We start from the raw sequence: 13384 nt of genomic DNA, 5'->3' as shown, positions 1-13384 counted from the left end.
GTCTGTGTGGCTGTCTCGAGGGCGCTCGAATCCAGCAGCGGGAGGTGATGCCTTGGCGTCCGCCGGATCATTGATCGGGCGACGGCGCCTTGTCGTGAAAACGTTTCCGGAGCCAATCCGTCAGGACCTGCTTCTCATAGACGAGGCGATCGCTCGAGAGATGCGAGGTCGGATCGATGAAATAATCGATATCCGTCACTGTCTCGCGAGCCTGCGAAAGGATCTTGCCTTTTTCACGCAGCGCGTAGCGAACCTCGAATCGTGGCGGCGTGTTCGGCGTCAGGATTGCTGTGTGCGAAGGCGTGGCGTCCCTGAAAATCCCTGCGCGCTGCACGTCGAGCACGTCTATGCTCAAGCTCTGCCCGGGCTCGAGATATCGAGCGCCGACTGTCTCGAGCGTCTTCCGGAGCTCGCCCAACATCTCGTCGCGCTGTAAGACAGGTTCGGATCGGAAGTCCCTGTAGGTTTCGGGATGGATGAAGCGAACGGTCACATCGGCAAAGGCTCCTGTCGGCGCCAGGACCGCGAGGATCACGATCGATATCGTGGCGAATGGTCTCATGGCCTTTCCCTTTCGGCGTCGCCTATCTGTAGGCTCTCGCCTGCATCTCGAAGAGCTCGGCATAGCGTCCCCGTTGTCGGAGCAACTCGCCATGGCGACCCTGCTCGATGACGCGTCCATGCTCGAGGACGAGGATGCGGTCGGCCATGCGGACCGTCGAAAAGCGATGCGAGATCAGGAGCGCGGAGCGGCCCTCGCAGATCTGCCTGAACCGCTCGAAAACCTGGGCCTCCGCCCGCGCATCGATCGCCGCGGTCGGCTCATCGAGGATCAGGCAGTCTGCGTCGCGCATATAGGCGCGGGCGAGCGCGATCTTCTGCCACTCGCCGCCCGACAGATCGCGCCCATGGCTGAACCTCTTGCCGAGCGGCTGCTCATAGCCCAAGGGCAGCGTCTCGATGACTTCAGAGGCCAGGCTGCGGCTCGCAGCGGCCGCGACCTTCGATATGTCGCCGGCGAGATCGATCCGCCCCACCGCGATGTTCTCGTGCGCCGTCATTTCGTAGCGGATGAAATCCTGGAAGATGACGCCGATGTGCCGGTGAAGCTCCGCGAGATCGAAGCACTTCAGGTCGACGCCTTCGACCAGGATGCAGCCCTCGTCGGGGTCGTAGAGCCGGGTCAGCAATTTGACGATCGTCGTCTTGCCCGCTCCGTTCTCGCCGACGAGCGCGATCGCCTCGGAAGGGCGCAATGTGAAGCTCAGATTGCGGACGGCCCAACGATCGGACCCTGGGTAGCGGAATCCGACATTTCGAAATTCGATGCCCAGCCGTTCGATCTTCGGGAAGGGGATGGGATGTTCCGGCGATGTGATGCTCGGCTCGACATCGAAGAATCCGAACAGGTCTTTGAGCTCGATGGCGCGCGCCGATATCCACGCGGCGCTGACCAGCACGGTCTGGACGAGCTGGCGCAGCCGCATGAACGATCCCGTGAGGAAGGTCAGGTCGCCGAGCGACAAGGCGCCCGACACCGTTCGCCAGGTGATGATGGCGTAGGCGACGTAATAGGCGATCGTGCTCACGGCGAAGAAGAGCGCGGTCCAGAGGCTGCGCTCGACCGCGAGCCTCTGATCGACGGCGTAGAATGCGCCGGAAAGTCTCGCGAAACGGTCGATCAGGAAATCGGCGAGCCCGAACAGCTTGATCTCCTTCGCCGTCTCCGCATTGATGCCGATATGGCGGAGATAGTCGAGCTGGCGGCGGTCCTCGACGCGATCGAACTCGATTCTGTAGGAGATCGCGTTGAAGCGCGCTTCGATCCACAGGACAGGCAGCAAGGCGACGAGGAGGAGCAGCATCAGGATCGGCGCATAGGCGACCAATCCGGCGACCAAGGTCACGAGCGTCGCGAGGTTCTGGAACTGCCCGAAGACATTCGACAGCAGATTGCTGCTCCAGCCGGCTTGGCCACGCGCCCTTTCCAGCCGATCCTGGTGATCGCTGCTTTCGAGATGCCGCAGATCGAGGCTCGAAGCGTGAACCATCAGCGCGACGCTCATTCGATTGGCATGTTTCTGGGACAGCAGCCCGTCGGCGACGGCCACGACGCGGCCGATGGCGTCGAAGCAGAGCGTGAGGGCGAGCTCCGATCCGACATAGAGCAAGAGCCGGTCCAGCCGTCCGGACGGCAGCCATTCGGCGAAGTCCTGACCGGCGCCCGGCGCTTGGGTGAGAGACACGATCTCATCGACGATCAGCTTTCCCACATAGAAGGTCACGACCGCCTGAAACGCCGAGACCAGCCGCAGCCCCAACGCCGCCGACACGAGCGCGGGACTCGTCGTCCAGACCTCGCGAAAGAGCCGGAGCAGATAGCGCAATGCGCCGAGGCGCTCCCGCAGTCCCGGCGAGGACGTCCTGTCGTGGCGTGATCGTCCGAGCCTGCTCATCCGCGAAAGAGCCCGGCGCGCCGGCCGCGACGGCGGCCGGCCCCGGCGCTTCGTCCCTCACTCAATATTTCGCGAGGAATGGTCCCGGCGCGAACAGGTTGATGTGATAGCTCACCCCGGCCCGCACCGCGCTCCATGTCGCAGGCCGGTGCGCGCCGAGCCTCCCGGACGAGGAGGCGACGAGAATCTCGTCCTTCGTGCCGAGATCGCTGTAGCGATACTCCAGCCGGACGGACCAGTCGGGCCGGAACGCATATTCGAACCCGCCGCCGGCCGTCCAGCCCGTGCGGTCCGACGACAGCTTGTCGTAGCCCGCCGCAGTGCCTCCGGGATAGGCCGTATAGGAATTGTCGATCGACGCGAAGGCGACGCCGCCGGTGCCGTAAAACAGCAGCCGATCCCAGGCGAAGCCCAGACGCGCCCTGATCGACTCCTGGATGTTGCTCTCGGTCTTGAACCGGGAAGGCGCCGCCGGCATAGGGACCCTGGCCCGTGAAGGTCGAGCCTTCGATATCGCCCTCGAGACCCAGCACCACCGAGCCGAGCTGATAATTATAGCCGAGATGGCCGCCACCCAGCACGCCCGCCTGGTTGAAATTCGGCTGCGCGCCCACGACGGCGCCGGGCGCGAGCACATAGACCGAGCCGGAGGAATCGGTCGTCCACTGATAGCCGACCTGGCCACCGACATAGAGCCCGCTCCAGGTGAAGGGCGGCGGCGGGGGAACGACCGGAGCGAGCTTGGGCGGCAGATCGGCGGCCCATGCGCAGGTGGCCAGGGGCAGGATCGCCATTGTCGAGAGCAGCGTCTTCTTCATCATCATGTCTCCGTGACTGACTGAACTGTGAGTTTCGTCTCTTCCGAAAGGACCGCGAGCGAGGTCCGCTTCCATGTCGTCTTCAGCGATCGGTCCACCCCCTCGATTGCGTCTTCCAGAACAGGAAGCAGAGAAGCGGCGTGCCGACGAGGGCGGTCAGCACGCCGACCGGGAATTCGGCCCAGACCACCGTGCGGGTGAGATCGTCGAGGCCGAGCGTGAAGAGCCCGCCGAGCAGCGCGGAGGCCGGCAGCAGGTGGCGATGATCCGGCCCGACGAGCATGCGCGCGCAATGCGGGACGATGAGCCCCACCCAGCCGACGATTCCCGAGACCGCGACTTGCGACGCGACCATCAGCGACACGGTCGCGATGATCGCCCAGCGCAGGAAGCGGACGTCGACGCCGAGCGAGGCCGCGTCGAGATCGCCGAGCGACAGCAGATTGAGCCGCCAGCGCAGGCCCATGAGAACCACGCCGCCGGCGAGCGTCGAGACGGCGATGATCGAGGCCTTGGCGGGATCGGCGCCGCGAAACACGCCGAGGACCCAGTAGGTGATGCCGGGCGCGCGGCCTTTGTCGCCATATTCGAGCAACCCGATCCCGGCCAGGAAGAAGGACCCGACGAAGAAGCCGGCGAGGATCACAGCGATCCCGTCCGTTCGAACCTGAACCGCCCGAGCGAGCGTGAAGGCGCAGACCGCGGCGATGAGCCCGAAGCCGAACGCGAGCCCGATCGTCCCGACCGATGGCCAACCCAGGACCATCGCCAGCACGGCGCCGAACGCCGCGCCGGACGACACGCCGACGAGATCGGGGCCGACGAGCGGATTGCGCATCATGCCCTGCAGCGCCGCGCCCGACATGCCGAGCGCGACGCCGGCGAATGTCGCGACCAGCACGCGCGGCGGCCGGATGATCGCCATGACCGTCACCTCGCGAAGGTCCCACTCCGGATGCGACGGCCAGGAGAAGGGCCAGACGAGGTGAAACAGAATATCGGCGGCGCGGCCGATCGACATGGGATAGGCGCCGATCAGCAGCGAGGCGACCACGGCCACGCAGAGGACGACCACCAGCACGAAAGGAGCCGCCTCTCGAAGCCGCTTTCCATTCGGCTGCGATCCGGGCGCCTCCGGCGCGGCGTGGATGACGGAGTCAGTCATCGCTCCAGCCTTTCGTCTGCGTCTTCCAGAACAGGAAGCACATGATCGGCGTGCCGATGAGCGCTGTCATGACGCCGATCGGGACATCGGACCGGATAACGACCCGCGTGAAATCGTCGATGCCGAGCGTGAACAGCGCGCCGAGCAGCGCCGAAGCCGGCAGCAGCTTGCGGTGATCCGGCCCGACGAGCATGCGGGCGCAATGCGGGATGACGAGGCCGATCCAGCCGATCATGCCGGAGACCGCGACCTGCGACGCGACGATCAGCGAGACGATGGCGATGAGGAACCAGCGCAGCGCATGGGCATTGACGCCGAGCGATGTCGCGTCGAGCTCGCCGAGCGAGAGAAGATTGATCCGCCATCGCAGCAGCATCAGCACGGAGCCGCCGACGAGCGTCGGGATCGCGATCATCCACACAGTCTTCGGCTCGGCGCGGGCGAAATTGCCGTAGAGCCAGAACATCATGTTTCCGAGCTGGTCGTCGTTCGCGAGGAAGAGCGCGAGGCTCACGCAGGCCATGAAGAAGGTGCCGACGAATATGCCCGCCATGATGAGCGCGATTCCGTCCGTGCGGCCTCCGGCGGCCCTGGTCAGTCCAAAAGTGCAGATCATAGCAAGCAGGCCGCCGCAGAAGGCGACGGCGATGACGCCGGCAGGCGACAGATTGAACAGAATCGCCGGCATGCAGCCGCCGGCCGCGCCCGATGACACGCCGACGAGATCAGGGCCGACGAGCGGATTGCGCATCATCCCTTGCAGCGCCGCGCCGGACATGCCGAGCGCCAGTCCTGCGAAACTTGCGAGCAAAACGCGCGGCAGGCGGATGATCTCGACGACCGCCTGCTCCTTCAAGGTCCAGGGCGGATCGTCGGGCAAGGGAAACGGCGCGCCGAGATGCAGCACGATCCGTCCCGCCTGAAAGAAGGACATTGGAAAGGCGCCGATGCAGAGCGAGCCGATGATGGCCGCAATGAAGGCCAGCACCAGAAGAAGCAGAGCCGGCGAGCTGGTGGCGCTCCCCCTCTCCCGCTCGCGGGAGAGGGTGGATCGCGAAGCGAGACGGGTGAGGGTGCGACTGGCGAGGGACTGTTGCAGCATCAGCGATCCCTCATCCGACCCGGCTCCGCCGGGCCACCTTCTCCCGCAAGCGGGAGAAGGGGCGCGTCTTTTGTGATCGCCTCGCGTGTGAATCGTTCGTAGCCTGCCGAATCTGAATTGCTGGCGACGCTCAGCAGATCGTCGATCTCGTCGTCGCTCAGGCGATAGCCATAGGCCTCCAGATAATGATCGCGCATCAGCTCGCGCAGCTTCGGCTGCAGGCGTTCCGGGTGTGCGATCTCGGCCACCCATCGCGCCACCAGAGGCACATTGTCGATGTCCCATGGCCAAGTCATCGAACGATCGAGGACGCCATACACTTGCCTCGTCTGGACAGCTTTCAATGCTCCAAAACGCGGGTCGCTGAAAAAGCCTTTGACGCTCCCCACAAGAAGGATGAAGTCTGGATTCATCGCCAGGAGGCGCTCAGAATCGCCTTCGCGACCCATCGCCATGAAGCCGTCCGTGCCGTCCGATACGCCAATTCTATTGACATCTACGAGTCTATCGGGGCTTTGAGCGGAAAGCCGAGACCAATTCTCGTTGTCACACACGAGAAATATGCCACGCGGTCGTGAACCCGAATTCTTGGATCGAAGCGCCTGCTCGAGGTCTGTCCAGGCTCGACGATAGTTGGCAAGAAACGTCTCGCCTCTGTCTTGCCGGCCGATGACATCGGTCATCACATGCGCCATCGTTTCGACCATCTGGTCTTGCGATCGACCCGGCGCCCACGACATCACGAGGACCATCATTCCAAATCGGCTGTCGCCCTCGCCACGGTGGAAATAGACGCCTCTGACATCTTCCGCCAGGAGAGCCTCGGGATTGGATGGCATATTCCAAAGGCTGTTCTTGCTTTTCAGCTGAGGATAAATCCTGCCGAGTGTCGAATGGCCAAAGCTCTCTCGGTCTATGTCGACAATCCGAGTCAGCGTTTCAGGTGTATGAGTCATCGGCAGAAAGCTTGTCGGCCAGCCAATCACCCCGGGCAGCGGAATTGGAATCGCGACCTCTTTGGCACTTGCGTCACGCACGATGCGGCTATCCGCCGGCGGTGGAAATTGTGGCCCTGATCGTAAGAGTGCGATCGCCGCCAAGCCGAGAAAGGCAAAAGGCGCGAGCCAAGCCATGTTTTTCCCGCACGCGAGAGAAAGGGCTGGCGCGCTCATCCTTCCCCTCCAATAAGGGCTCACGCAGCGGGGACGGCTTTGTGATATTTTCATCTTATGACCACGCAGATTCTCTTCAATCAGTTCGCTTATTCGGATCGGCTCAAGGCGGGCGGCTTCACGGATGAGCAAGCGCGCGCTTCCGCCGAAGCCCTCGGCGCGGCGCTCACGTAATCCGTGGCGACGTCATCCGATCTTGCCGCCGTCCGGCCTTGGCCGCCATCGAAGGACGGCTCGACGCGAAGATCGAAGCCGTGGAAGGGAAGCTCGACGCGAAGATCGACGCCGTCCATGCCGAGTTGAGCGCCAAGATCGACGCCATGAGCGCGAAGATCGATCTCCTGGGATCTCGCGTCGAAACACGGATTGCCGAGTCCCATCTCACGGTCATCAAATGGCCCAATGAAGGCGACGTTGCATGAAGAGCTGAACACGCATCATGCTTCTTGGCGATCCACAGTGGCCGATCTCACTTGCTTCTGAGCTGCGTCGGCTTCATCGACCGAGTTCCATCACCACAAGAGCGATGATGTCGGCCAACGGGCCGAACAGGATTTCATCGGCCTGCCGATATGTCACTGTTTCGAAGGGGGAGGCGACATGGCCATATGGGCCTTTATCAATCTTACCGCCGCCAACGGGGCCAATATAGGCAATTCTCGTGCGACCTTTCTGGAAGGCATTGCCAGATACCGATCGATCACGACGACAGCGGAAGCGATGGGCTTGTCGTTTCAGCAGGTCTGGTCGGCGGCGCAGGCCATGAATGAGCAATTCGGCGAACTCTACACGACGAAGCGCGGGCGGCACTCTGGCGGCTCGCAGCTCACGCCGAGAGGGGAAGAGGTGTTGCGGCTCTATCGCAAGATCGAGAGCGAGCTTTATCGCGTCTGCGCCAAGGAGCTCGCGAGGCTCGAAGAACTCGCCGGCGACGATCCGGCTTCTCCGCCACCCATCGACCGCTGGACGCGGCTGGAGGACCCGGAAAGTTGGAAGCAGCAACAAAAACTGAAATCCGAAGTGAAGACGGAGAAGACGGGCTATGGCGTGCTGAGCACGGCGAGGCGCGCGAATTCTCCGCAGAAGAAGCTCGGAAAAACCAGAGTCAAGACGGCGCGATGAAGGGGCGAATCCCCACAATAGTTGCATGCCCGCCAGCGCGGGCGCATTTTGGTTGGCGATCCGCTTTTGGAGAGGCTTCGTGGCTCGACGGTCAGGCAGCGCCGATCTGCCCCTTCACAACGGCCGGGTTCCCGCATGGCTCGGCCGGCGCATGGCGACGCTCGGCGCGGTGATCGCCGAAGCGATCGCACATCATTACGGCCGCGACGAGCTCCTCCGCCGTCTCGCCCATCCTTTCTGGTTCCAGTCCTTCGGCGCCGTCATGGGGATGGACTGGCATTCCTCGGGCGTCACCACGAGCGTGATCGGCGCGCTCAAACGTGGCCTCGAGCCGCTCTCGGGCGAACTCGGCGTCCATGTCTGCGGCGGCCGCGGCCGGCATTCCCTCCGAACGCCGCAGGAGTTGACGGCCATCGGCGAGCGCGTCGGCTTCGATGGAGACGCGCTCGCGCAAGCGAGCCGGCTGGTCGCCAAAGTCGACAGCGCCGCCGTGCAGGACGGCTTCGATCTCTATCTGCATGGCTTCATCGTGACGGACGACGGCAAATGGGTCGTCGTTCAGCAGGGCATGAACGGCGAGACGCGATTCGCCCGCCGCTATCATTGGCTCTCGGAAGGACTGAAGGACTTCGTCGAAGCGCCGCACACGGCGATCGACGGCGAAAACCAGGGCGAGATCGTCAATCTGACCAACCGCCGGGCGCGAACGTCGCGTCTGCGTCAGCTCGATCTTCTGCGCGATGTCGGGCCGGACGGGATCGTTCGCGAGACGGCCGCGATCAAGGGGAAGACCGACGCTCCGTCCGCGCAGCCCTTGCTCCCGCATCTCGTCATGCCCGCCCATCACGACGTGCGCCCGAAGGATGTGATGCTGCGCCGGCTGCATGGCGCGCTCGCGGCCGCGGCGGACCGTGGTCCGAAAGACTTCTCCGATCTGCTGCTCGCGCCGGGCGTCGGCGCCCGCACGGTTCGGTCGCTCGCCATGGTGGCGGAGGTCGTGCATGGCGCCCCTTGCCGCTTCGCTGATCCGGCGCGCTTCTCGCTCGCTCACGGCGGCAAGGACCGGCATCCCTACCCGGTTCCTCTCGATGTGTACGACAAGACGATCGACGTTCTGAAGAGCGCGGTCGCGAGGGCCAAGCTCGGAAACGAGGACAGGCTCGAGGCGCTCCGTCGGCTCGACGAGCAAGCGAGGCGCGTCGAGCGGAGCGTCACGGGTCCGTCACTGCCGGAATTCGTGGCCGAGGAGATGCGGCGCTCGCATGAATACGCCGGCCGGAGCGTGTTCGGATTCGAGCCGGCTCCCGCCGACGACACGGATCGGCCGGCGGCCGGGCGGCGGAACGAAGCGGCTCGCAATCGAGCGCGAGCCATAAATCGAAATTGAATTTGTTTTTCGTAGTTTTGCGACAAGAAACGCTATCGCCTCGGCGACGGTCTCGCCGAGAAGAATTGCCGGTCCTTCCATGCCGAATGCAAATCCCGCCGCGAACACGCAGCCAAAGTCGGCGACGCCGGCGAGGATCGACTGTCACCTGCGTGGATGACTGCGGCGATCAAGGTTGGCTCAGTCGACGCCGGCTCGGATGGCCAGCAGCCGATGTGATCTGACATCGGCGCCGAGGCACGTTTGTGCCGTCACGCATCTTCATTTAAGCCGAATGCGCGGGGTCACAAGCCGATGCGGAATGAGCAGCGCGGATTCTCGTTGTTCGCGCTCTATCACCTCGATCAGCCCGAACGGCTCCGGCACATCATTCGATGCCGATGGCTCATAAGGACCTGGCCGGCCCGCCGGGCCGACGCGCTCGAGGCATTGAAAGGCAAGTCTCCGCCAAGCGGAATTTCGCTGACAAGTCCGGACAATTCCCCGAGAATTGTAAATGGAGGGAGCATTGGCGGACGAAGCAAAGATAGGCACGCCTTGGAACGACGATGAGCTCGACGCCATCGTGGCGGACTACTTCGCGATGCTCGCTGACGAGCTGGCGCGTCGACCTTATGTGAAATCGCACCACAGCGCCGCGCTCATGGAGCAAATCGGGCGGACCCATCTCTCCGTCGAATTCAAGCACCAGAACATATCCGCTGTGCTTGAGGAATTAGGCTTGCCTTGGATTCCGGGCTACAAGCCCAAACGCAACTATCAGGCCGCGATCTTCGGCGCGATCGATCGCTATCTCTCAGCACACGGAGATACTGCCTACCAGCAAGCTCCGAGCCCTGTCCTTCATGTGGCCGACGATGGAGCAGTTTTCACCGACCCGCCGAATTTATCGCCTGCGCCGGAGAGACCTTGGCAGCTTGAGCGACTCGCGCGCAAGTTCGATCCCGTGGAGAGGGACTTTCGCAATCGGGAACTCGGCAAGGCCGGAGAGAAATTTGTCCTCGATGTTGAGCGGTGGAAGCTCACGAAAGCCGAACGCCCCGATCTTGCGAGGAAAGTTCGCTGGGTCGCGATGGAGGATGGCGACGGTGCAGGCTACGATGTCCTGTCGTTCGAATCGAGCGGACGGGAACGGCTTATCGAAGTTAAGACCACGAACGGAGCTGCGCGAACCCCTTTTTTCCTCACCCGCAACGAATACGAAACGGCCAAAGCGCGCGCCTCAGATTGGCGGATATATCGAGTACACCTGTTTTTGCAGACGCCACGAATCTTCACAATAAGGCCGCCACTGGAGGACGCGCTTCAACTGCAGCCAGAGGCGTGGCGGGCGTTGCCGAAATAGGCCCGTACACTCTACGAGTTTCTGGGCGCTTTTCGCAGGGAACGCCAATCGATGCAATCTTGCCGGACCAGATTTGGGCGCGACAAGCTCGCGTAGGAACATATTGAGAACATTCTTGGGCTGTGGCAAGCTTTGTAAAACGGTTCGCGGGGCATGCTTCGCTTTCCCGATTCGCATGGGAAGGTTGTGGCCGACGCTCTAAGGCGTGGATAACCACGCAAGCTTGAAAGTTCGGGGTCTGCATTTGGCCGCTGTTCCACGACAATGGCGGCGAGAGGACGGTGATGAGTTCAGGCGGATATTACGAATTTTTCGCAGGTGGCGGCATGGTCCGGGCAGGACTAGGCCCCACGTGGTCGTGCTTGTTTGCAAACGACTTTGATCCGAAAAAGGCCGCGACCTATGCCGCGAACTGGGGAAGCCAGCGCCTCAAGATTGGCGATGTCGCCGATGTGACCACCGCCGAGTTGTCGGATCACGCCGACTTGGCGTGGGCTTCGTTTCCCTGCCAGGATTTGTCGCTCGCAGGAGCGGGCGCTGGACTCGAGGGGAAACGCTCGGGGACGTTCTGGCCGTTCTGGAATCTCGTAAAGAGCCTCGCCGCCGAACGCCGGGCGCCGAAGATCGTGGCGCTGGAAAATGTTTGCGGCGCGTTGACCTCCCATGGTGGAAAGGATTTTGCGGCTATCGCGGCGGCGCTTTCGGGCGAAGGCTATCGCTTCGGCGCGGTGGTGATCGACGCGGCGCGCTTCCTGCCACAGTCGAGACCGAGGCTCTTCATCGTCGGCATCCGGGAAGATGTTCCGATTCCGCAGGCGATGCGCGTCGCCGGGCCTGTTGCGGACTGGCATACCACGGCATTGGTGCAGGCGCAGAAAGGGCTTTCGCACAAATGCCAGGAGAACTGGATATGGTGGCGTCTTCCTTCGACCCCGCTGCGGAATTCGACTTTCGCGGATGTCCTGGAAGATGATCCGGCGGATGTGGCTTGGCATGCGCCGTCCAAGACTCGTGAACTGCTCGGCATGATGAGCCCGGTTAATCTCGCAAAGGTCGATACGGCGAAAAAAGCCGGGCGGCGGATGGTCGGAACGGTCTACAGGCGCACGCGCGTCGACGAGCATGGCTGCAAGGCGCAGCGCGCGGAAGTGCGCTTCGACGAGGTCGCCGGTTGCCTGCGGACGCCTGCAGGAGGGTCAAGTCGTCAACTGATTATCGTTGTCGAGGGGAACAAGGTGCGTAGCCGGTTGATTTCCAGCCGCGAGACGGCGCGCGTGATGGGGTTGGCGGACGATTACATTTTGCCCGAGAACTACAATGAAGCGTATCACTTGACTGGCGACGGCGTCGCGGTCCCCGTGGTTCGCTTCCTGGCCGAGAATATTTTTGAGCCGATCCTTGCGCCGATATTCGCAGCGGAGAAGACGGCGGCGTAAATGAACCACAGCCTGCGCGACCGGCTCGACGCTTTCACCAAAGAGAAAAAATTTATCGGAAAGGGGCCGCTCTGCGTTGCCCTGGTAATCACGCGGACGGCGCGTGACTCCGGCCTGCCGCTCGATTCCGGCGGTCTCCTGACCGAGGGCGGCGGGCAGGTTCTGGGTCTGGGAAAAAGCGCCGTCCAAACCATCCTCAGCAAGCATGGCATTACCCGCGTTCTCGCGTCGGAAGGTGGAAGGACAAGCCGCGGCAGCATCGGCAACATGCGCGAATATGTGAGCTTCCTGAATGCGCTCGCGGGATCGGGGACTGTCGATCTCGAAGCGGTCGAGAACTATTGGATCGAGCGGGTGCACGCGTTTTTCGCAGCAAAGCCTTTCAAGATCAAACTTGATGCGTCGCGCAGCCTGCGCACCGTGGTGCGCGACGTGCTCGAACAAGCCGAGGAACGGCAGAAAAACACGCCGGGCATGAATTACGTCGGCGGCGTTCTTCAGCATCTGGTCGGGGCCAAGCTGGAATGTGCCCTCGGGGCCGGATCGGTGGAGCACAACAGCTTTTCGACCTCCGACGCCCAGACGGGCCGCGCCGGGGATTTCTTTATCGGCGACGTGGCCATCCATGTGACGACCTCGCCCGGCGAAGCCGTGATCGAACGGTGTCGGGAAAATTTGAATGACGGCTTTCGGCCGATGCTGGTCACGATGCAACGCGGACTCACGGTCGCGGAAGCGCTGGCCGAAAACGCAGGAATCGGTGACCGTATCGACGTTTTCGAGATCGAACAGTTTGTGGCGCTCAACCTCTACGAACTCGGCAAATTCGCTGCCGACGGGCGGCGCATCGCAGTTGCGGCGATCGTCAACCGATACAACGAGATTGTCGAAGAATTCGAAACCGATCCAAGCCTCAAAATCGAATTCCGGCAATGACCGAGTGAAAATCGGCGTGGGGTGCCGACGCCGATATGCGTGCCATCTTGTTGATGAAGTCGAAGCAGATTGGGTCACCTCGTCGAGCCTATTCACATGCTAGACCAACGGCGGCTGCCGTGTAGCAGAAATCAGAAATCTGAGGCGCTCGAAGTGCTATTTGTGAAGCCCTCCTTCGAGCGCCCGCATGCGGCCTCGAATGCCGGCTTTCACGGCCTCATGCAGCTCTTGCGGGAAGTTGGCGGGCAATTCGGTTTCGAGTGCGGCAATCGCCTCGTCCATGTTGGCGGCAATCGTCTCGACGGCTTTGCCGATGAGAGATTTGTAAGCGCCGTTGTCGTCCCATTGCCGCTGGAATGGAAGAATAGCTTGCAATTCGTTGCGACAAGGCATTGCAAGCCTTTGGCGCAAAGCTTTGTCAGCGATTGGTTCAGCGCAATGGTGA

14 protein-coding genes are annotated in these 13384 nt (G+C 62.5%); 6 read left to right on the top strand and 8 right to left on the bottom strand.

The features are described from left to right. Window positions 1-67: 67 nt before the first annotated feature. The 6 genes from AC6IW9_RS11845 to AC6IW9_RS11820 all read right to left on the bottom strand — a co-directional run bounded on the left by AC6IW9_RS11845 (window position 68) and on the right by AC6IW9_RS11820 (window position 6713). Entirely contained in the window at window positions 68-562 is a 495-nt protein-coding gene (locus tag AC6IW9_RS11845) for a DUF3016 domain-containing protein (RefSeq protein ID WP_497763946.1), read from the bottom strand. Between the two features lie 22 nt (window positions 563-584). Next, window positions 585-2456, bottom strand: a complete 1872-nt coding sequence (locus AC6IW9_RS11840) for an ABC transporter ATP-binding protein (protein WP_497763945.1) — start codon at window positions 2454-2456, stop codon at window positions 585-587. Between the two features lie 61 nt (window positions 2457-2517). Further along, window positions 2518-2934, bottom strand: a complete 417-nt coding sequence (locus AC6IW9_RS11835) for an outer membrane protein (protein WP_497763944.1) — start codon at window positions 2932-2934, stop codon at window positions 2518-2520. 422 nt (window positions 2935-3356) lie between these two features. After that, a complete protein-coding gene (locus AC6IW9_RS11830; protein ID WP_497763943.1) occupies window positions 3357-4439 on the bottom strand; it encodes a FecCD family ABC transporter permease in 1083 nt (360 codons plus the stop codon). Continuing rightward, entirely contained in the window at window positions 4432-5541 is a 1110-nt protein-coding gene (locus AC6IW9_RS11825) for a FecCD family ABC transporter permease (protein WP_497763942.1), read from the bottom strand. The genes AC6IW9_RS11830 and AC6IW9_RS11825 overlap by 8 nt, the downstream gene beginning before the upstream one ends. Beyond that, entirely contained in the window at window positions 5541-6713 is a 1173-nt protein-coding gene (locus AC6IW9_RS11820) for an ABC transporter substrate-binding protein (protein WP_497763941.1), read from the bottom strand. Before AC6IW9_RS11820 ends, AC6IW9_RS11825 begins: the two co-directional genes overlap by 1 nt. 212 nt (window positions 6714-6925) lie before the next feature. On the opposite strand from AC6IW9_RS11820, the gene AC6IW9_RS11815 reads away from it, so the two are divergent. Further along, complete coding sequence (locus AC6IW9_RS11815; protein WP_497763940.1) at window positions 6926-7135, top strand: hypothetical protein; 210 nt, start codon at window positions 6926-6928, stop codon at window positions 7133-7135. Between the two features lie 73 nt (window positions 7136-7208). Here the strand turns inward: AC6IW9_RS11815 and AC6IW9_RS11810 are convergent, their stop codons facing one another. Continuing rightward, window positions 7209-7487, bottom strand: coding sequence for a hypothetical protein (locus AC6IW9_RS11810; protein ID WP_497763939.1), 279 nt, complete (start codon window positions 7485-7487; stop codon window positions 7209-7211). Between AC6IW9_RS11810 and AC6IW9_RS11805 the strand changes: the two genes are divergently transcribed. From AC6IW9_RS11805 to AC6IW9_RS11785, 5 genes are all read left to right on the top strand, one after another. Continuing rightward, window positions 7476-7835 (top strand): winged helix-turn-helix domain-containing protein, encoded by a 360-nt coding sequence (locus AC6IW9_RS11805; protein WP_497763938.1) that lies wholly within the window; start codon window positions 7476-7478, stop codon window positions 7833-7835. The two genes, AC6IW9_RS11810 and AC6IW9_RS11805, sit on opposite strands and share 12 nt — an antisense overlap. Before the next feature lie 79 nt (window positions 7836-7914). After that, window positions 7915-9222 carry a DUF763 domain-containing protein gene (locus tag AC6IW9_RS11800; RefSeq protein WP_497763937.1) on the top strand — a complete coding sequence of 436 codons (1308 nt, stop codon included), beginning with the start codon at window positions 7915-7917 and terminating at the stop codon, window positions 9220-9222. A gap of 508 nt (window positions 9223-9730) precedes the next feature. Next, window positions 9731-10567, top strand: coding sequence for a protein NO VEIN domain-containing protein (locus AC6IW9_RS11795; protein WP_497763936.1), 837 nt, complete (start codon window positions 9731-9733; stop codon window positions 10565-10567). A 284-nt stretch (window positions 10568-10851) separates the two neighbouring features. Beyond that, window positions 10852-12003 carry a DNA cytosine methyltransferase gene (locus tag AC6IW9_RS11790; RefSeq protein ID WP_497772506.1) on the top strand — a complete coding sequence of 384 codons (1152 nt, stop codon included), beginning with the start codon at window positions 10852-10854 and terminating at the stop codon, window positions 12001-12003. Beyond that, window positions 12004-12939, top strand: coding sequence for a DUF4928 family protein (locus AC6IW9_RS11785; RefSeq protein WP_497763935.1), 936 nt, complete (start codon window positions 12004-12006; stop codon window positions 12937-12939). 156 nt (window positions 12940-13095) lie between these two features. On the opposite strand, the gene AC6IW9_RS11780 is transcribed toward AC6IW9_RS11785, so the two are convergent. Continuing rightward, window positions 13096-13332, bottom strand: a complete 237-nt coding sequence (locus AC6IW9_RS11780; protein WP_497763934.1) for a hypothetical protein — start codon at window positions 13330-13332, stop codon at window positions 13096-13098. Window positions 13333-13384 lie beyond the last annotated feature (52 nt).

The sequence above is a fragment of the Methylosinus sp. shoA genome (assembly GCF_059718125.1).
This window is presented reverse-complemented; position numbering and strand designations above follow the sequence as displayed.